The following is a 20,828-nucleotide window of genomic DNA, read 5'->3' on the forward strand; positions in this document are numbered from 1 at the left end:
TACTAAACTAGGCAAAGTTGTAAGCGCTATCATTTTATCATGAAAACAAAGGAGGAAGTTGGTTTTGAACATTTCAAAAATCAGCACCGCGAGCAAGTTGAGGAAAAGGTCTTCCATTGCGATTTGCGTCATGATGTCCTATGTGATGGCTTTAAGTTTAATGATCGTTAATCCATCTCCGGTAGCAGCCGCGGACGAATACGACACGATTAGGGAGAAATATAAGGAAACGTTAACAGGAAGCGCGTCCTACAACACGTCGGACCCCTATATTGCTGCAAGAATTACGGAAATAACCGATAAAGCTCAGGAAGTATGGGACTCCATGATCAAAACACCTAATCGGACGCATCTGTGGGCGGAATATGGGCTTGGTGCACCCAATACGGGGAGCAATGGTGATAATCTAACGCCCATTTACGCGAATTTCAAATATATGGCTCTTGCCTATTCGACGAGAGGCTCTAGCTTAGAAGGAAATACAGCGTTAAGAGATGATATTATTAGCGGTTTAGATTGGATGAATACGAACAAATTCTTTGCCGGGGCTACGTATTCGGGGAACTGGTGGCATAGGGAAATCGGGGCTCCGCAACAGCTCATTGCGGTAACTGTTCTTATGTACGACGATCTGACGTCCACCCAGATTGCCAATTACATGGCTGCCGTTCAAGCGACGGCGGATGTCATCGATTTATCGGGCGCTAATCGGGCTTGGCAATCCGAGCTCGTTGCGCTTAGAGGGATAATCGTCAAGGATAGCGTTACGATCGCGAGAGGTACTGCAGGGCTAAGCAACATATTCAATTATGTCAAAAGCAGAGATGGCTTCTACGAGGATGGCTCCTTCGTGCAGCATAACTTCTACGCCTATACGGGTGGCTATGGGGCATCCCTCCTCAAAGCAATGAGCAATCTCATCTATCTCGTCGGAGGGTCTTCGTTCGATATTACGGATCCAGACAGAGCGAATGTCTATCGATGGGTGCATGATTCCTATGAGCCGCTCATCTATAAAGGCGCCATGATGGATATGGTTAGAGGCAGAGAGATCTCGAGACACTACGAAGAGGACTATGTGTCCGCCCAAGATGTCATTCGTGCGATCCTGTTATTGTCCGAGGTTGCTCCGACGGCGGCAGATGTATCAGCCTACAAGAGTATGGTGAAGGATTGGATGATGCAGGGAGACAGGTTAACGGATCTATTATCGACTTCATCGCTCTTCATGTTCGAGAAGATGACAGCATTGATGAACAATGCGTCCATCGCGCCTAGAGGCGAATTGCTGAAGTACAAACAGTACCCCGGCATGGATCGTGCGGTGCAGCTTAGTCCTGGGTACGGGTTCGGAATCAGCATGCACTCTACGCGTATTGCCGCGTTCGAATCCATTAACGGCGAGAACAACAGAGGATGGCATACAGGAGATGGCATGACTTATCTGTACAATAACGATCTGTCGCAGTATAGCGATAATTACTGGCCTACGGTTGACTCCTACAGACTTCCCGGGACGACGGTACTTGCAGGATCCCAGCTTACGGCCGAGAAGGTATCGGATAAGAACTGGGTCGGAGGAACGGATATGTCCGGATTATACGGGGTAACGGGGATGGAGTTGCATCCATACGGTCAGACCCTGACGGCCAAGAAGTCCTGGTTCATGTTCGACGACGAGATCGTGGCTCTGGGCTCGGGGATCACGAGCACCGATAACATTGCCGTAGAGACGATCGCGGAAAATCGGAAGATCAATAGCAGCGGAGACAATGCGCTGACCGTGAACGGCACGGCCAAGCCGACGACGCTCGGCTGGACGGAGAATATGACGGGCGTGAGCTCCATTCATCTGGCAGGCAACGTAGCGGGCTCGGATATCGGCTATTATTTCCCGGGATCCGCGAACGTTACGGGACTGCGTGAAGCGAGAATAGGGAACTGGGATCAGATCGGAGTTGGGCCTAGTACGAACCATACGCGCAATTACTTGAGCTTGGGCCTGAACCACGGTGTCAATCCGACGAATGCGACCTATGCCTACGTGACGCTGCCGAACAAGACGAGTTCGCAGGTTAGCACCTATGCGAGCAATCCGAACATTACGATCCTGGAGAATTCGCCCGATGCGCAAGCCGTGAAGGAGAACGGCATGAACATGGTCGGCATCAACTTCTGGAACGATGCCGTCAAGACGGTCGGCCTCGTGACGTCGAACCGCAAGTCTTCCGTCATGACGAAGGAGACGGCTAACGACTTCGAGGTGTCGGTATCGGACCCGACCAAAGCGGGCAGAGAAACGGTCGACATCGAGATCAACAAGAGCGCGACGAGCGTGATCTCCGTCGACCCCGGCGTCGTCGTCACGCAGCTGTCGCCGACGATCAAGCTGTCGGTCAGCGTCGTGGGAGCATTCGGCAAGTCCTTCAAGGCGAAGTTCGCGACGACGGGGGCGGTCATTCCGCTGACACCTGTTACAATGGCCAATCCATTCATTATAGAAGCGGAGAATCTCGAAGTAGTCGCCACTTCGGATAGCCGCACGATTAATAACGTTACGATCGCCAGCGGCGGCAAAGATAGTCTGTTCAATGGCAATCAGATCAATGATTACATCGACTACAAGGTGAATGTGCCTAAGGCAGGAACCTACAAAATGACGTTCCGACTATATAGACAGTACTCTCACGCGCTCTATCAACTCAAAATCGGAGATGCGGATCACGGTGCTCCGTTCGATACGTATTCTACGGCAGCCAACTATTACGATTTGGATATGGGGGCACATACCTTCAATTCGCCAGGGGATCGAATTTTCAGACTTACGATGGTGGGAACCGTAATAAGCAAGATAAGGCTGGATTATATCAAGCTTGAACCGACGGAAGTGTTTGTCAAAGGCGTCAACATGGGCGGCGATGCCGTTACAATCGAAGGTAACAGTTGGGTGTCGCAAAGCGCCGCACTTACTTCGGGCATGACCATCAGTTCGTCTTATCAGGCAACCAATACGGTCGCCCCAAGTCCGGCCGTCGATACGGACACGGCGGCCATGCTGAATTCGCATATTTGGAAGGGGTCCAATATTACCATTGCCCAGACGCTTCCGAATGGCACTTATTCGGTCTATCTCTGGGTCATGGAGGATTATCAGAACAACTATCGCAGCTTCGATGTCCAGCTTGAGGGGACCGTGAAGGGAACCGTTTCACCAGCTGCAGTCGGCGGCTGGACCAAGTACGGACCCTATACCGCAACGGTCAGCGACGGCGCGCTCACGATGGATCTCGTGAAATTGACTCGCGAACCTATATTAATGGGAATGGCTATCTATAGCGAATAAGATTATCAATGAAGGAGTTCTTTTTATGGCTGCCAGCAGCATGATTATGAGATTGGAATTAGAAAACCGGACATCGTTTGGCGAGGTGGCTGCCGTGATAGGCAGGTCAGGGGGAGATGTAGTCGCAATCGACATGATCAAATCCTCCAAGCATACGACCATTCGCGACGTAACGATTAACTACACGGAGCCGACATATCGCAATATCGTTAACGCGGTCAGTTATTTGCCTGGGGTTGAGGTCGTCAACGTATCCGATCGTACCTTCCTGGTCCATCTAGGCGGGAAAATCGAGGTGCAGCCCAAGCTGCCTATCAAGAACAGAGAGGATCTGTCCCGTGTGTACACTCCCGGTGTCGCACGTGTATGCCAAGCGATCGCAGAGAATCCGGTCAAAGCTTATTCGCTCACGATCAAACGCAATGCGGTAGCCGTGGTTTCCGACGGGTCCGCCGTTCTGGGACTGGGCAATATCGGACCGGAGGCGGCGATCCCCGTCATGGAAGGCAAAGCGATGCTGTTCAAGCAGCTAGGCCATGTAGACGCGTTTCCGATCTGTCTGAACACGCAGGATACGGAAGAAATTATTGCCGCCGTCAAAGCGATCTCTCCTGTATTCGGAGGGATCAATCTGGAGGACATCAGCTCGCCGCGTTGTTTCGAGATTGAAGCGCGGCTGGCCGAAGAGTTGGATATTCCGGTATTTCATGACGATCAACACGGGACGGCTGTCGTTGTTCTGGCGGGATTAATTAACGCCTGTCAATTAACGGGCAAACGGCTGGAGGACATTCGAATCGTAGTGAATGGCATCGGCGCAGCGGGCTCGGCGATATGCCGAATGCTGCTCACTGCGGGAGTCTCCCGATTGACGGCTGTCGATCAAGCTGGACCCTTAAAGCCCGGCGTGCAATACGAGCATCCCGTATGGAACTGGCTTGCCCAGCAGCCGCAATTGGAGAACAGAGATGGCACTTTGGAGGAGCTCATGTCCGGAGCGGATGTCTTCATTGGCGTATCCCGAGCCAATCTGCTGAACGCCGAGCATCTGAAGCGGATGGCTAGCGAGCCGATCGTGTTTGCCATGGCTAATCCCGATCCCGAAGTAACGCCGGAGGTAGCGGAGCCTTTTGTTAAAGTGCTCGCTACCGGCAGAAGCGATTATCCCAATCAGGTGAATAATGTGCTCTGCTTCCCGGGACTATTCCGAGGCGTGCTCGATTGCCGCGCAACGAGCATTAATGAAGACATGAAGCTGGCGGCGGCATATGCGATTGCATCAGTCGTCCAACCCGAGGAGCTTAACGAGCAATACATTATTCCTTCCGTGTTTAACGAGCTGGTGTCCGAGCGTGTTCGAGACGGGGTGATCAGAGCGGCGATCCGGACGAGGACGGCAAGACGAGTGCCTCCGGAATACCGGGACTAACCGGTAAGTAGGATCTGTCATGTTGGAGGCAACGAGAAGCGAGATGGAGTGCATAAGCATGTTGCCGGTCGTCGAATGCGTGAGGCGAAAGCAAATGGATTCGAAAACAGGAGATATACTATGGCGACAACAAACTTCTACGAACAATTTGCTTGCCAATCTACTCCTGCAAAATAATATAAATACGCTCGAATGGAAATGACTTCGAGGTATTTATTCTAAGAAATAGATGTTAAATAGATTGTTACATGCTACAATAACCCTAGTTATTTATAACTGAATATATCTTGGAAGTTTAGGTGTCTTATAGACTTAATAGGGAATCCGGTGGAAATCCGGAGCTGTCCCCGCAACTGTAAGTGTGGACGAAATGAGAATGACCACTGTATAAGCGGCTTAACGGTGCTTATATGGGAAGGCTCAGAGTAGAACGAAACACGAGTCAGGATACCTGCCTGAATTTCTGTAAGTTTTAATTTCTTCGGGAGGTGAGAAATTTAAACGGCAGTTTTTTTGTATGAATGGCCCTTCATATTCATTTGGGTTTATATTGTATTTGCCGTTTTTAGGCTCTTTCTCTATTGCGAGAAAGAGTTTTTTTGTTGTTCCGCCAAAGTAAAAAGCACGAGCAAAAGGAGACAAAATAATGCATTCAAGGATTTGGAAGAAAAGTGTTGTACTTTTATTAGCTTTACTTATGACGCTATCCATTATTAGCCCTGCATACGCGCAGCCGGGTCAAGAAGAAGTAGAGTTACTGGAGGACTTCAATGAGGTTTCTGCAGTAGAGGCGCCTAAGGACAGTGAGCTTATCAGTGAATTGGATCGAGAGCTTTTGGCTGAAGCATTGGCCGAAGCAGCGTCTATTATTGAAGCGGATTATACGGAAGAAAGCTATGAGCTGCTTTCAGCCGCACTGGCGTTGCCGGAAGCAATCCAGGAGGAAATTGATGCAAAGGTATTAGCTATCAATCAGGCTTTAGCGGGTTTGGCCGTCAAACCAACCGAAGGCATAGCCGATAATGAAGGGCTTAAGGAGCTCTTAATCTATACAGGAACTACGGATGAATCGATGCAATCCACCGCTTATTTCGGTACATACGATGCTTCTTATCCGAATCGGCCGGCCTTCCAACAGAAGGTAACCGAATATCATCTGAATGAGCTGGATGCGCGTTTGAATCAAAATATCCGATTAGCTCTAGTGCCGGCGGAAGCGGGCTCGAAGGTAACCGTCCGATTCGGCAATGATCTGGCTTCCAGCAAGGCGATAGGGAATAACACATCCTTAGCTAAGCATATTGGGACCAACTTCTTTAACGGACTTGTCCAACCGGGCAAAAATATATTTACAATCGAGGTAACGCCCCCGGACGGATCACAAAATAAAAAAGTCGTTTACACCTTTCATGTCTATTTAACACCTACGCTCACGAGTTTGACAGTCAAGGATGGCGATCGCGAGGCTTTCTTAAACCAACCTTTCAACTCTTTGATTTATTCGTATCAAACGACGGTTCGAGGCGACGCGGACTTCTTATCCGTAACGGCCGTCCCCAAAACAGAAGCGTATACCGTTACCTATAACGGAACTGCTGACAGTCTTGTTGACATTTCGGAAGCAAGCCGAATCGAGATCGTGCTTTCCGTTGGAGAAGGAGAAGACCGGCGCGCTGCTGCATATACGGTCGAGCTGAACAAGCAAGCCGCCTATGACGCGAAGTTTGCCGTGTCTCCCTCGGATTCGAATGTTACCTTGTATGATCCGAGCGGAGCCGTCGTTAGCCCTGCGGCACGTAATCAATATACGGGGCTGTTGCCAGGCCTAAACTACAAGTATGTCGTTGCCAATTATGGTTATGTCTCTCAATTGGGGATCCTTACCGGTCCCGATGATCTAGAACAAGGGGAAGCGCAAATTACGCTGACTGTGGCGCCATCGCCGGCCAATCCGCTGCCGCAATATACGGGGGACTGGACCAATTTCCGCGGCAACGCCGAAAACATGGGGATTACAAAAGCTCCAACCCCAATCAGGGCCCAACATACCTACGAAAAGTGGGCGGTTAAGTTTGGAACCGGCACCTTCCCTCCTGCACCGTCGCCGCCGGTTATCGTCAACGGATTTCTATATACGGCATATTCCAATAAAGTGGCCAAGCTGAACAAGGAGACCGGCGAAACGGTTGCGACAAGCGAGGCATTGGCAGGCAGCTTAGGCTACGCCTTAAATCCGGTCACGTACGCTGAAGGAATGATATTTGTTCCGATCGGGAATGGCCGGATTCAAGCACTTCGAGCGGACACATTGGAGAGTTTATGGGTGAGTGAACAGGTAGCAGGTCAGACGCTGACGCCTATCACTTATCGTAACGGCTATATCTACAGCGGCACATGGAATCAAGAGACGCGGGATGGCTACTATTACGCCATTGCCGTAACCGATGAAGATCCGACCCAAACGAATGAAACGAAGCTAACGAGCTGGAGAGTTACCCACCTTGGAGGGTTTTATTGGGCGGGAGCGTATGCGACGGACAACTATGTAATCTTCGGCTCTGATGATGGCAGCCCGCAAAGCGTCCATACCGAAACGGCGGTTCTCTACTCTGTAAACCCTAAGACAGGGGCGGTCATCGATGCGTTGACCGGCGTGAAAGGCGATATCCGTTCCACCGTTTCCTATGATCAGGCAACAGACCGCCTCTATTTTACAACCAAAGGCGGGATGTTCTATCAGCTCAAGGTTAATGCCGACGGAACGTTCGACCGCGCGACACTGAAATCGATGGAGCTAGGTGGAATGAGCACGGGAACGCCTCTTGTCTTCAATGGGAGAGCCTATCTGGGCGTAGCCGGCGAGAGTCAATTCAGTGCCACGGGTCACACCTACAAGGTCATCGATGTAAATAGCATGAGCGAGATTTATTCGGCGGACATTCCGGGATATGTGCAGACCAGCGCGCTATTATCGACCCATTATTACGAAGGCACGGGCAAGGTTTACGTTTATCTCACGTACAACTATCCTCCGGGCGGCATTTACATGCTTGAAGATAGCGCTGGGCAGACGGAACCGAAAGCCATATCCATCTTTGAGCCGACGAATAAACAATACAGTCTTAGCAGCTTAGTCAGCGATAGCGCGGGAACCATCTATTACAAAAACGATTCGGGCAATTTAATGGCGGTTGCGCGCAACACCGAACCTGAGGTTATCACGCTGCCCGAGCCGGACATCAACAATGAGGCGAAGGTCGTTATTGATACCAATGGCGACGATAAGCTTATTCCTGTTACATCGGGCTATTCAAGCATTACGGTTGAGATCCCGGAGCATCATCCGGCAAGAACGATGCTCCAGCTGCCGTCGGATACCGATTTGCCGAAGATCGAAGCCGTCAAGGGCGATGTTGCCGCGGTCATTCCGCAAGGCGCCCGAGTTATTAGCGGAGATGCCTCGTCCGTTGAACTGCTTTCGGCCAAGGATGCAGCCGACACGGCTCTCAGAGAACAGCTGCTTGCGTCTCTACCGACAGGAAGAAGCCTGGATGAAATCGTTCAGGCGTTCAAGATGGGCGGGACGAATCGCGTTGAATTTAGCGACTACGTCACGCTGACCTTTGCCGGAATGAAGGGCAAGGAAGCGGCCTATGTCCAGAACGGCGAGCTGAAGCTTATTGCCAAATACGACGGCGAGGCAAGCGGTTTGAACAGCGGCAAACTAGAATTTGCCTATGACAGCGGCAATGATCTCGTTGTGAAAACGAAGCATTTCACAGACTTCCTTGCCTTTGCAACAACTACGTCCGGTACGCCTGGCGGAGGGACTGTCGTCACTCCTCCTACGAAGACCATTACGCTCTCCATAGATAAGCAGACGATTAACAAGGGATATGTTCTTCCTCCGACCGAGGTGGAGTTTACCGCCGGCGAGAATGTTTGGGATGTGTTGAAGAGGGAAATGGATCGCAACGGTATTCCTTACAGCTTTACATGGACGGAGAAATATAACAGCGTATATGTAGAGTCGATCGATGGGGACGGGGAGTTCGACCATGGCAGCGGAAGCGGCTGGATGTACAACGTCAACGGATGGTATCCGAATTACGGAGCGAGCAGGTATGCCTTAAACGATGGCGATGTTGTCCAGTGGAGATATACCACGGACCTGGGCATCGATTTAGGGCAAGATCCGTCGGAGTGGGAAGACAATCCGGCACCTGGCGGTAACGGTTCGACCAAAGAGATAGAGATTGAAGGAAACGATAAAAATCCGATCATTCATGTACCGAATCAGCCCGGCGAGAGCTTTCTGATCAAAGTGACGAAGGAGCTCGTACAAGCTGAGAAGCTTACGATCAATATACCTGATGATAATGTAAAGGTCTGGCTTGATCTGGAGGCCGTTAAAAATGCTGTACCGAGAATAGAAGCGATAAAAGGAAATAAGAAGCTGATTATGGATAAAGGAACCGTGATCAGCTCCGATCAAACGAGAATTCAGCTATTCACGCCATTAAGCGACAATCAGCATCGGTTGACCAAATGGATCGATGAGCCTGCCGAGGTTATCGACGCGTTCGAAATGGGCGACCCGTCACGGGAGACGTTGTTCAGCCAGCCGGTGACGCTGCTGCTGCAGGGTCAGAAGGATCGGCTAGTCGGCGTAATCGATCATCAAGGCGTTTGGAAGGCCGTTCCGGTCTATGAGTCGGAGGATCAGGCCAACGCGGAAGCCGGCGAAGATGCCATTTACGCGTATATCAAGGGCGATGACTTGATCATCCGGACCCGTCATTTCTCGGCATTCGTCCTGTATGCGAAAGCCAAAGCGATTCCGCTGGATAAGAGGTTTAGAGATGCCGGACAAATCTCGGACTGGGCGTATTCATCTATCGAGGAAGCAACAGTTCGAGGGTTTGTTGAAGGCTATAACGGCGCGTTGAATCCGAAGAAAGAGATTACAAGAGCTGAATTCGCCAAATTGATCGTCGAAATTCTCGGCTTGGATCGGGAATCCGCAGGAGCTGCCTCGTTTGCCGATGTAAGCGCGGAGGACTGGTTCACTCCTTACGTTAACGCTGCGTTTGAGCATGGAATCATTGCTGGCTATGATGGTCAATTTAAACCGAACCAAACGATTACGAGGGAAGAAATGGCGGTCATGATCGGCAGGGCATTGAACCTGGAACCTGTCCAATCCAACGAGAAGTACAAAGATCATGACTCCATATCGCTGTGGGCAAGAGAGAATGTGTATAAGCTGGCGGCGTTGGACCTGATGAACGGCTATAATGGAACATTTAACCCAGCCGGTCATACAACTAGAGAAATGGCGATCGTAGCCATTATGCGCGCTTATACGCACAGCGGAACCGATAAGCAATAGAAAGGGTAACGAGATGGGGGGATGGGACGGCTGTCTCATTCCTTCTTGTTTGATTAAACCGCGGAAGGAGAGAAGCGCCAGTGTTTCGTTCACGATGGAAAGCTTGTTTTGCGTTCTTCATGTCGTTCTTGTTCATTCTGCTTCTGGGCCAAGCCGCGCATGCCGAGCCTCGGGAATTCGCGTATGCCGATGCGGATGCGATCTCCCCTTGGGCGTATGAGCACGTTCGAGAGGCGACGGAATTGTCGATTATTCAAGGCCACAACGGGAGAATCGATCCGAAAAGCCATATTACGCGCGCTGAATTCACCAAATTGCTCGTGTCCGTTATGGGGCTGGATACGGAAGCCGTTCATGCCGAGCCATTTGTCGATGTCAAGGAAAGCGATTGGTTCTACCCTTATGTAAATGCCGGGTATAGCCGCGAGATCGTCTCTGGCAATAGTACGGAGCGCTTCCTGCCGCATGCCCCGATTACGCGGGAGGAAATGGCCACGATGCTCGTGCGTGCATTATCGCTGCCGGGCAAGCAGACGAATGTTTCGTTCATCGATTTAGAAGAAGTTGCGACCTGGGCGAGAGCCTCCGTTATTGCGATTGCCGAGGCCGACTTCATGCAGGGCCATGATCGATATTTTCGCCCCAAAGCGTTAGCCACGAGAGAGATGGCCATCGTAGTGGCCATAAGAGCCCATCATAGTTTGCACAAAGAAACTAGCGTCAAACAGCTTATTCAAGCCAATACGGCATTTATGCAGGAAATGGTGCCGGAGCCTACGGTCGGCAGCATTGCCGGGGAGTGGTCGGTCTTCGGCATTGCGCGTTCTGGCGAGAAAGCGGCGGATGGTTATTATGAGGCGTATTACAGAAACGTAGTGAAAGAAGTGCAACGATTCATGCCTGCGGCGAACGGCAAGCCGGACGGGAGGCTGGACCGTAATAAAGGGACCGAGCATTCCAGATTGATTATCGCTCTGACGGCCATTGGAGAAGACGTGACGGATGTAGGCGGATACGACCTTCGTCTTGCGTTGGCCGATTTCAACTATGTAACCAAACAAGGGATTAACGGTCCCATCTTCGCTTTAATCGCCTTTGATTCCTTGAACTACGATATCCCCCTTGTTGAAGGCGTTAACGTTCAAACGACAAGAGATCGTCTTATCGAATTTATTCTGGAGAGAGAGATAGAAGGCGGAGGGTGGGCGCTTGGCACTAATCCGACCGAAGCGGATCCTGACATTACAGCGATGGCTATACAAGGATTAACTCCTTACTACGACAAACGCCAAGACGTGAAGGAAGCGATCGACAGGGGATTGCTCCGGCTGTCGGCCGCGCAGGATAGCAGCGGGGGATATCGCAGTTGGGGTTCACTAAATTCGGAAAGCGCCGCGCAAGTCGTCGTCGCGCTTTCGGGACTCGGAATCGATGCCGATACGGATTCGAGGTTTGTGAAGAACGGAGCATCCGTGCTCCATTCCCTATTATCCTTTTCTTCGGAAGACGGCGGATTCTATCATATCAAAGCAGGGGAAGCCGGAAACGGCGGAGCGGAGCCGGGCATGGTCGACCCCATGGCAACGGATCAGGCCTTGTACGCGCTTGTTGCCTATGAGCGATTCCTCGAAGGCAGAAACCGCTTATATGATATGACCGACATCGAGACGCCGGCGGCATCGCATCACGAATATGCCGAGGAGGAACGGGCATGAAGACAAGATTCTACCTGACATTGGCCGCAGTCATGGTGCTCCTGATAACGGCTTCCTTCTTTATGGGCAGCAAGGACAATGTCGTGCCCTTGCCGGCGGAGGAGTACGCCGCCGGGCAAACCGCGCAAGCCGATAACGAGCAGCCCGAGACTGAAGCTCCGCGTGAAGAACAAGGAACTGACAACGAGACAAGCGTCGAGACGGATGTCGAGGTTCCAAATGCCGAGTCTCCGGATGCCGCAGCTCCAGATGCCGAGGCTTCAGAGGACGAGCAGCCAACACCGGCAGCCGTCGCCTCGCAGCCTCCGACAGCAGCTGGCAAGCCTGCCGCGCCAGAGCAGAAGCCTGACGAAGAGCGGATCGAGCAGCCGGCCCAAGAGGATAACGAAGAGAAAATAGAAGAGAAGCAGCATATCATAGCGGAAGACAATAAAAAGACGGACAAAGACCGATATTTGACCGATCCGGTACCGGAAGGGAAGCCGGAGCCGGTCGAATGGCAAGACGCGGTGGTCGAGGATGAGGTCGAATATAAAGCCACCTTGTCCGTAACGGCCAAAACGATCCTGAACAATCTGCATTTATTCGATCAGGACAAGCTGGAGATGCTTCCCGAAGACGGCGTTATCTATGCCCCAAGAACCGTTACCTTCAACAAAGGAGAATCGGTGTTCGACGTCCTGCTGAGGGAAATGCGCGGCGAGGGCATTCATATGGAGTTCGAAATGACGCCTATTTATAACAGCAATTATATTGAAGGCATCAACAATATCTATGAGTTCGACTGCGGGGAATTAAGCGGCTGGATGTATAAGGTGAACGGCTGGTTTCCCAATTACGGGGCGAGCAGATATCAATTGAAGGATCATGACGAGATTGAATGGGTGTATACATGCGATTTAGGCAGAGATATCGGCGGCGCTGTCGCGACTGGCGGGAGGTGAGCGGGTGAATTCCTTCGCAAGCCTGCATCCTCTCAATCTCTTTGTTTATTTTGCTGCCGTCATCGGGTTCAGCATGTTATTCATGCATCCCGTCTTGCAGAGCATAGCGTTCCTTGCCGCGTTTATCTGTTCGATTATCGCGAAGGGAAGGAGAGGTTTACGGTTTAATCTGATAGGCTTGCTGCCGTTGCTCTTGTTCATGGCCGCGCTGAATCCGCTATTCAACCATCAGGGCGTCACGCTGCTATTCTATTTGGAAAGCGGCAACCCGGTTACGCTTGAATCGATCCTGTACGGGCTGTCGACGGCCGTTATGTTCGTGACCGTCATCTTATGGTTTTCTTGCTACAACCAGGTCATGACGTCGGATAAGTTCATTTATCTATTTGGGCGGATATTGCCCGCGTTTTCGCTGCTCTTATCCATGGCGCTTCGTTTCGTACCGAGATATATGGCGAAGATTAGAGAAATATCGTTTGCTCAGAAAGGAATTGGAAGAGACGTAACGCAAGGCAGCTGGATTCGAAGAATGAAGCGCGGGATGAAAATATTGTCGATTATGACAACTTGGGCATTAGAGAATGCCATCGAAACAGCCGATTCCATGAAATCAAGAGGATACGGCTTGCCCGGAAGGACGAGCTTTGCCATCTTTCGGTTTGATCGCAGAGACTGGCGTGTGTTGTTGGTCTTGACCATACTAATCGCACTCGTACTTATGGGCGCGCTGCTTGGGGAAAATTCGATTCGGTTCTTTCCGTCGATACGGACACCCGATCGTTCCTTGCTTAGCTACATCGTATATGCGGCGTATTTTGCGCTTTGTTCGCTGCCGGTTGTCATGACGATTCAGGAGGGTATCCATTGGAAGCGTATCGATTGAAGAACTTAAGCTTCACGTATCCCGGAGAGGAAACAAAGATGCTGGATCAAATCGCTCTATCCGTTCAAGACGGCGAGTTTGTTGCCTTATGCGGGAAATCGGGCTCCGGCAAGAGCACGCTGCTGAGACAATTGAAGAGCGTGCTTGCGCCTCATGGACGAAGAGACGGGGAAATTCTGTACAGAGGGGAGTCTCTGGACAAGGTTGAACAGAGACGTCAAGCCTCCGAAATTGGTTTCGTCCTGCAAAATCCCGACAATCAAATCGTAACCGATAAAGTCTGGCATGAGCTGGCGTTCGGGCTCGAAAGCTTAGGCTGCGACCAAGGAACGATTCGACTGCGAGTGGCTGAGATGGCCAGCTTCTTCGGCATTCAAACCTGGTTTCATAAGAAGGTATCGGAGCTGTCCGGGGGACAGAAGCAGATATTGAATTTGGCTTCCATTATGGCCATGCAGCCGTCCGTGCTGCTGCTGGATGAACCGACCTCCATGCTGGACCCCATTGCCGCCAATGAGTTCCTTGTTACGCTTACGCGAATCAACCGGGAATTAGGCGTGACCATTATCATATCCGAGCATCGATTGGAAGAGGTTCTGGTGAATGCAGACCGGCTCGTAGTCATGGTTCAGGGACGAATCGTCGCGGATGGCCGTCCGGCTCAAGTCGGGCATGATCTGCATGGCTTGAATCATCCCATGTTCATGGCCATGCCTGCGCCTATGCGAATAACGAAAGGGGTTCGTCCTCAGGAACACGCCCTCCTGACGATTAATGAAGCAAGGAAATGGATAACGTCGCTATCGAAGGATAGAACCAAGTTGAGCTTGAATGAAAGCCAATCGACGGCTCGGCCGGAGCCGGTCGCGATTCAGCTTGAAGAGGTCTGGTTTCGCTATGACAGGCGTCTGCCGGACGTGGTCAAGGACTTATCGCTTGATGTTCGCCAGGGAGAGTTCTATTGTATCGTAGGCGGGAACGGAACAGGGAAAACGACGGCCTTGTCCTTATTGTGCGGCATCCATCGGCCTTATCGCGGCAAGGTTAAGGTGAATGGCGCTGGCCGTATGGTCATGCTCCCGCAAAATCCGCAAAACCTGTTCGTTGAAAAAACGGTTGCTTCAGACTTGCTGGAGGTGCTCTCGGACTCGTCATTGACGAAGGCCGAGAAGGCCGAGAAGGTAGAGGAGGTTATCCGATTAACGGGTTTAGAGCATGTGCTCAATAGACATCCTTACGACTTGAGCGGAGGAGAACAACAGCGTGCAGCTCTCGCCAAAATTTTGTTGCTGGAGCCTCGGATTATATTGATGGACGAGCCGACCAAAGGGCTGGACGCTTTCTTCAAGGAGACGTTCGCGCGAATCATTAAGGATTTGCTGGCCAAGGAGGTTACGGTGGTCATGGTGTCGCACGATATCGAGTTCTGCGCGAAGCACGCGGATATTTGCGCATTGTTTTTCGACGGAGGCATCGTGGCGTCCGATTCGAGCAGAGCTTTTTTTGCAGGTAACAGTTTTTATACGACGGCGGCTAACCGAATCGCGAGGCATCTGTGCGCGGAGGCCGTCACGGTAGAGGATGTGATCCGTCTATGTCGGCAAGAAGCGTTCTAACGAGGAGAATCTTGGCAGCCGTCCTCGTCTTGCTGCTGATCCCGATGACGATACTGTTCGGGGTGTATGTTCTGAACGACCGCAAATATTATTTTATCAGCTTGTTGATTATATCGTATACGCTGATTCCTTTCATGCTTGTATTCGAGCAAAGAATTCCCAGGGCAAGAGAGATGATGGTCATTGCGGTATTGTCCGCAATCGCCGTTGCCGGAAGGGCCGCGTTTTTTATGCTGCCGCAGTTCAAACCGGTAACGGCTATCGTGATCATCGCGGGCGTCTCCTTAGGTGCCGAAGCGGGGTTTCTGGTCGGCGTGCTGTCCGGCTTTGTTTCCAACTTTTTCTTCGGGCAAGGACCGTGGACGCCCTGGCAAATGTTCTGCTTCGGGATCATTGGATACGTCGCTGGCCTGTTGAGTGCTAAGGGATGGTTAAGAAAGACGAAAACGGCTTTGTGCATTTACGGGGGGCTGGCAACGTTCTTTCTTTACGGAGGAATCATTAATGTCGGCAGCGTATTGATGTTTACGTCGGAGTTTTCGTTGCAGGCGTTAGCGGCTGCATATGTTTCCGCGATCGGCTTCGATCTCGTGCATGCGCTTGCTACCGTTATTTTCTTGTTTCTCTTGTCGCGGACAATGCTCGATAAACTTGATCGAATTAAGCAAAAATATGGGCTTATTGAACGATGAATGATACGAAAATCCTCGTAGACATATTGGACGACCGGGAGAAAGAACTCGTAATCGGCCGCTTCGGGCTGGTGCATAGCGGGGATGAGCGGACTCAGCGAGAGATTGCGAAGGAGTTCGGCGTCAGCAGGAACTATGTGAGTCGGATTGAGAAAGGGGCGCTTATGAAGTTGAATCATGAGTTTTATAAGGTGAAGTAGTGAAGAGTCAAAATAAAGAACCTTGCGCGGGCAAGGTTCTTTATTTCTTTCTTTGAGCCTTTAATTGATCATTCACTTTATCCATCATTTTTTCGTAGTCATCTTTGTAGCGTTTGACGGAGTGCTGAACATCATCAAACTCTTTTATGATATTTCGCTGATTTGCTTGCGCATGACAATATGACTGATGCTGGCAACTGCGAGATCTTGGCGCCAAGTATCCGATATAAGCTTGACAGATTCGAACAGTTCCAAAAGCTCGGGAGCTACATATACTTCTTCCATGCCGTCACCAACTTTTGATTGGGTTTCGAAAACTTGCTTAGATCAAGCCGTTGCTCAATCAATCGCATTTCGACCGCGATTACGCGATTTCGTTGTTCGATATCTCGTGGTTTCGTCTCTGGCATTTCAGGGACGGTATGCGCGAAGTAGGTTACAGGAGCCTTCATGCTGTCGAGTAAAGAATTGAGCCTTCGTTTCAACTCTGAATTCCCTCCTTAGACTGCTCTAAATCAAGCTTAGACAAAAAACCGAATGTTATTCGTTAGTTCCATTGTACATCAATATATTGACGATTCGGAAATTATTGTTGGATTGACATCAAGTTGTGTACATATCGTCAAAAAATTCGATAATACGGGGGAAGATCTCGAAGATTTGATATCAATTGGCATCATCGGTTTGATCAAAGTGATCGAGAGCTTCCAAATGGGCAAAGGCACCAAACTCGCGACCTTCGCCGCTCGTTGTATCGAAAACGAAATACTTATGCATTTCAGGTCGCTTTAGAAGACGCGCAAGGAGGTGTCGCTTCACGGCATGATCGGCACGGACAAGGAAGACAACGAAAGTACGCTCATCGACATCCTCGGCACGGAAGCCGACGATGTGGCGGTAAAAGCGCAATTGAAGATCGAAAAATCGAAAATATACAAACTCGATATATTGGATGACCGGGAAAAAGAGGTCGTGATCGACCGCTTCGACCTCATCCACGGCGGCGACGAGCGGACGCAGCGGGAGATTGTGAAGGAGTTGGGCATTTCACGAAGTTATGTGGCGCGGATCGAATAGAGGGCTCTAATTAAGCTGTTATAAGGCGAAGAAGTGAGAATATAGCTTTGGATGAGAAGACGGCGATGCCGGCTTTTTCAGTCTGCATGCATAATCGCTGCTATGGTATAATTCGAATATATATGCTTTGCACTGGAGGCTGAGGTTGGGATGAATCGCACACAAGACCTAGGTAAGTTAATTAAACTGACAGGAGACCGTGCAAAATTAGACGCAAAAGCAAATGACACCTACATCGTTTATAAAACCAGGGAAGGTACAATTGTAAAAGAATTCAGCAATGGCGATATTGTTCGAATGAACGATCAGGATTTCCAACATGAATGATCCCTCGGCTACCATGTTTGTGTTTGCAGGAAATAATGGCAGTGGAAAGAGTACTATTCGAAATCTTATTATTGATAAATTAGGTGTGAACGTAAATATTGATCCTGATTCGTTAGCACGAGGTATCGATATTGAGAATCCTGAGAGTCGAAAAGTCTCGGCTGGAAAAGAAGCGATTAAGCTCGCAAGAGAATGTATTCATCAAAGACGAGATTTTACGGTTGAGACAACACTTGCAGGCGGTAATGTAATCCGTCAAATGCGTGAGGCGAAAGCGAATGGTTTTGAAATCATTATGTTTTATGTAGGACTTGGTGATGTTCGTCTTAACATTGAGCGTGTGGCTGCGCGTGTTCGAAATGGTGGACATCATATTGAAACAGCAGATATACTACGTCGACAACAAACTTCTATTAACAATTTACTTAACCATCTGGTACTCATTAATCATTTGATTATTATTGATAATAGTGGTGCTGGTGGAGAAATTGTTATGGAAGCTGATTGGATGCAAATAAAGCAGTACTCGCCAGAATTACCTGAATGGGTGGAAATGATTGAGCGAGCGCTCGTAGAGCGAAATAACTTAGGGGATTAGACCGATTAAGTCTTTTGACTGTATTCGGTTATTTTTTACATCAGGTTGTGTCCACAACGTCAAAAAATTCGACAACACCGGCGAAGACCTCGAAGATTTAATCTCCATTGGCACGATCGGCCTGATCAAAGCCATCGAAAGCCAAGTTTTATAAGGTGAAGAAGTGATGAGTCAAAATAAAGAACCTTGCGCTGGCAAGGTTCTTTATTTCTTTCTTCGAGCCTTTAATTGATCATTTACTTTATCCATCATTTTTGTAGCCCATTCCAATGAACGCCAGTCAAAGGTTGCTGCATATGATTCAATTCGATCTAAAATAATATCTTCCATGCCTTGTGCTGGCAACTGCGAGATCTTGGCGCCAAGTATCCGATATAAGCTTGAAAGATTCGAACAGTTCCAATAGCTCGGGAGCTACATATACTTCTTCCATGCCGTCACCAACTTTTGATTGGGCTTCGAAAACTTGCTTAGATCAAGCCGTTGCTTAATCAATCGCATTTCGACCGCGATTACGCGATTTCGTTGTTCGATATCTCGTGGTTTCGTCTCTGGCATTTCAGGAACGGTATGCGCGAAGTAAGTTACAGGAGCCTTCATGCTGTCGAGTAAAGAATTGAGCCTTCGTTTCAACTCTGAATTCCCTCCTTAGACTGCTCTAAATCAATCTTAGACAAAAAACCGAATGTTATTCGTTAGTTCCATTGTACATCAATATTGGCTATTCAAAAATGATGATTGTTGGATTGACATCAAGTTGTGTACATATCGTCAAAAAATTTGACAACACCGGCGAAGACCTCGAAGATTTGATCTCCATCGGGACGGAGGTACGGAGTCCGATGACGTCGCGGATAAGGTGCAGCTCAAGATCGAGAAGAACAGATTTACAAGAATTTGGACGTATTGGACGACCGGGAGAAAGAACTCGTAATCGGCCGCTTCGGGCTAGGTGCATAGCGGGGATGAGCGGACGCAGCGGGAGATTGCAAGGAGAAAGGTACAGATCTTCATTAAAATCGAAGAGACTGTACCTTTTTCTGTGAATGCCTTAATTAGTGGCTTAGAACTCGGACCGGAGAAGGAGCAAGTCTTTGGCCCGCTGGACCGCGATCATTCTCTTGTTGACGCCCAGCTTCTCGTAGATGCTCTTAATGTGGTTCTTGACCGTTCCGGTTACGAGGCCGAGCTCGCTGGCGATCTCGCTGTTGGACAGTCCTCTGGCGATCCACTCCAGAACCTCGATCTCGCGGTGGGACAGCAAGTTCGGCTTAGTCGCGCTATTGATTGAAGAGGGTACAGTTGGACGAGGAGAGGATGAACGGCTTTTCTCGTCGTTGATCGATTCTGGAGACTCTTCCACGGCATCCCTGGTTCGATTCAGCGCGCGGTTTTTGGCCGCGGCTCCCCATTTCCGGTACCTGAGGCCGGCTTCCTTGCGAATCGTGTCGGCGACCTTGGCTGCTCCGGTCGAAGCGAACATTAAGGCCATCCGTTCCATGGTTAAAGCCGCATACCCGTAATGACGTATCGAGTCCCCTGCAATAACCGCTTGGTCATAAAGACGGAGCGCCTCGATTTGCCCTCCGAACAGGCGCTGAAGCTCGGCCGCGACGAGCAGCGAGTGTATCGCGTAATGCTTTGGGTTGGCGGCGGCGAGCGAATGCAGCTCGGTATGGTGTTCGACCAAACGCGCTTTGTAACGAGCTCGCTCGGAATCCTGGATCCTGTCCCAGGTTTGGGAGATTGCGATCGCATCGTATACGCGCAATTCCGGAACGATCGCTCCCATGTCTGCCGAAGACAATCGTTCGAACGCTTTATCCGCGGAGCGCAAGGCGGCCGGGAAGTCGCGGAACATGAAATGGAGCAAGGCGTCGTAGGCATGCTTGTTGAACAAGAGGAAGACGGCTTCAGACTTATTGGAAACGGCTGCAGATACGTCTTCTTCGAAGTTTTTGGCGACGAAGGTCTCCTTTGCAGCATCCTCCAGCGCGCCAGCCTCTGCGCTGCGCATGATAGCAACGAAGTCGAAGACTTGATCCAGCAACTGGGCTCTAAACGATCGTTCGCCTGGCGTTATTAACTCGCGATAGTGTTCGATCAAGCTCTCGGCTTCTTGTAAACGCCCCCTGGCGCAGGTGAAATGGATATGCTCCACCATGGATAGACCGGTATGAAGCCTGGAGCCTAGCGGCGAATCGCCGGATGCCGCTTGGAAGAGAAGGAAGTAAGCTTCCTTCTTCCGGTCGGTCCATAGCGCCAACGCCTTGCCTTGAGCATATTGGCGTATAACGGGATCTTCTGCTTCGTCCGGCGATCCTTCGTTATCGGAAGAGATAGCCCATTGCTTCGCGCGACGTTCTTCTCGTCGGATCCGATCCGCGAGCTCCGCGCTTAATTCCTCGACTTTTAACGGCATGGTTCCACTCCAATCCTGCCCGCTCTACTCTAAATAACTAGACTCATCGTATCACTATTAAAACCGAATAAAAAGATTTAACAGCTAATTGGACAACTTCTTTTAGCTGGATTTTTAGAACTCACTATCCCTTTAGTTACATCTCTTTTGCCCGTAAAACACTTATAATCATGGCGATAGTCTTAAAATC

The 20,828-nt window shown here is 50.1% G+C and carries 13 protein-coding genes, 3 pseudogenes and 1 riboswitch; of the genes and pseudogenes, 13 read left to right on the plus strand and 3 right to left on the minus strand.

What is annotated here, in order from left to right; genetic code table 11:
- Positions 1-64: 64 nt before the first annotated feature.
- The 9 genes and pseudogenes from H7F31_RS15860 to H7F31_RS15900 all read left to right on the plus strand — a co-directional run.
- On the plus strand, positions 65-3,343 hold the full coding sequence (locus H7F31_RS15860; RefSeq protein WP_187104974.1) for a polysaccharide lyase family 8 super-sandwich domain-containing protein: 3,279 nt from the start codon (positions 65-67) through the stop codon (positions 3,341-3,343).
- A gap of 25 nt (positions 3,344-3,368) precedes the next feature.
- Positions 3,369-4,772: an NAD-dependent malic enzyme gene (locus H7F31_RS15865; protein WP_187104975.1), complete on the plus strand. Its 1,404-nt coding sequence runs from the start codon at positions 3,369-3,371 to the stop codon at positions 4,770-4,772.
- A gap of 280 nt (positions 4,773-5,052) precedes the next feature.
- Positions 5,053-5,246: riboswitch (cobalamin riboswitch) on the plus strand.
- A 172-nt stretch (positions 5,247-5,418) separates the two neighbouring features.
- Complete coding sequence (locus H7F31_RS15870) at positions 5,419-10,164, plus strand: S-layer homology domain-containing protein (protein WP_187104976.1); 4,746 nt, start codon at positions 5,419-5,421, stop codon at positions 10,162-10,164.
- Between the two features lie 80 nt (positions 10,165-10,244).
- The gene (locus tag H7F31_RS15875) at positions 10,245-11,879 is read left to right on the plus strand and encodes an S-layer homology domain-containing protein (RefSeq protein ID WP_187104977.1); all 1,635 of its coding nucleotides are present in this window, start codon (positions 10,245-10,247) and stop codon (positions 11,877-11,879) included.
- A complete protein-coding gene (locus tag H7F31_RS15880) occupies positions 11,876-12,823 on the plus strand; it encodes a DUF4430 domain-containing protein (protein WP_187104978.1) in 948 nt (315 codons plus the stop codon). Before H7F31_RS15875 ends, H7F31_RS15880 begins: the two co-directional genes overlap by 4 nt.
- Positions 12,824-12,827: 4 nt before the next feature.
- Positions 12,828-13,706: an energy-coupling factor transporter transmembrane component T gene (locus tag H7F31_RS15885; RefSeq protein ID WP_261800441.1), complete on the plus strand. Its 879-nt coding sequence runs from the start codon at positions 12,828-12,830 to the stop codon at positions 13,704-13,706.
- Complete coding sequence (locus tag H7F31_RS15890; protein ID WP_187104979.1) at positions 13,688-15,322, plus strand: ABC transporter ATP-binding protein; 1,635 nt, start codon at positions 13,688-13,690, stop codon at positions 15,320-15,322. The genes H7F31_RS15885 and H7F31_RS15890 overlap by 19 nt, the downstream gene beginning before the upstream one ends.
- On the plus strand, positions 15,301-16,014 hold the full coding sequence (locus H7F31_RS34585) for an ECF transporter S component (protein WP_187104980.1): 714 nt from the start codon (positions 15,301-15,303) through the stop codon (positions 16,012-16,014). The genes H7F31_RS15890 and H7F31_RS34585 overlap by 22 nt, the downstream gene beginning before the upstream one ends.
- 17 nt (positions 16,015-16,031) lie before the next feature.
- Positions 16,032-16,214, plus strand: a pseudogene (locus H7F31_RS15900) (sigma factor-like helix-turn-helix DNA-binding protein); the annotation flags it as partial.
- Between the two features lie 266 nt (positions 16,215-16,480).
- Here H7F31_RS15900 and H7F31_RS15905 read toward each other — a convergent pair.
- Complete coding sequence (locus tag H7F31_RS15905) at positions 16,481-16,699, minus strand: hypothetical protein (protein ID WP_187104982.1); 219 nt, start codon at positions 16,697-16,699, stop codon at positions 16,481-16,483.
- Positions 16,700-16,751: 52 nt separating this feature from the next.
- Here H7F31_RS15905 and H7F31_RS15910 point away from each other — a divergent pair.
- The 3 genes and pseudogenes from H7F31_RS15910 (at position 16,752) to H7F31_RS15920 (ending at position 18,216) form a co-directional block, all read left to right on the plus strand.
- A pseudogene (locus tag H7F31_RS15910) lies at positions 16,752-17,291 on the plus strand (sigma-70 family RNA polymerase sigma factor).
- 150 nt (positions 17,292-17,441) lie between these two features.
- On the plus strand, positions 17,442-17,618 hold the full coding sequence (locus H7F31_RS15915) for a hypothetical protein (RefSeq protein ID WP_187104983.1): 177 nt from the start codon (positions 17,442-17,444) through the stop codon (positions 17,616-17,618).
- Positions 17,611-18,216 carry an ATPase gene (locus H7F31_RS15920; protein ID WP_187104984.1) on the plus strand — a complete coding sequence of 202 codons (606 nt, stop codon included), beginning with the start codon at positions 17,611-17,613 and terminating at the stop codon, positions 18,214-18,216. Before H7F31_RS15915 ends, H7F31_RS15920 begins: the two co-directional genes overlap by 8 nt.
- Positions 18,217-18,630: 414 nt before the next feature.
- On the opposite strand, the gene H7F31_RS15925 is transcribed toward H7F31_RS15920, so the two are convergent.
- On the minus strand, positions 18,631-18,849 hold the full coding sequence (locus H7F31_RS15925) for a hypothetical protein (RefSeq protein ID WP_187104985.1): 219 nt from the start codon (positions 18,847-18,849) through the stop codon (positions 18,631-18,633).
- A gap of 131 nt (positions 18,850-18,980) precedes the next feature.
- Here H7F31_RS15925 and H7F31_RS15930 point away from each other — a divergent pair.
- Positions 18,981-19,210 (plus strand): annotated as a pseudogene (locus H7F31_RS15930) (RNA polymerase subunit sigma); the annotation flags it as partial.
- Between the two features lie 69 nt (positions 19,211-19,279).
- On the opposite strand, the gene H7F31_RS15935 reads toward H7F31_RS15930, so the two are convergent.
- Positions 19,280-20,638 (minus strand): helix-turn-helix transcriptional regulator, encoded by a 1,359-nt coding sequence (locus H7F31_RS15935; protein ID WP_187104986.1) that lies wholly within the window; start codon positions 20,636-20,638, stop codon positions 19,280-19,282.
- Positions 20,639-20,828 lie beyond the last annotated feature (190 nt).

It is taken from the genome of Paenibacillus sp. PAMC21692 (assembly GCF_014303795.1).
GTDB lineage: Bacteria > Bacillota > Bacilli > Paenibacillales > Paenibacillaceae > Pristimantibacillus > Pristimantibacillus agaridevorans.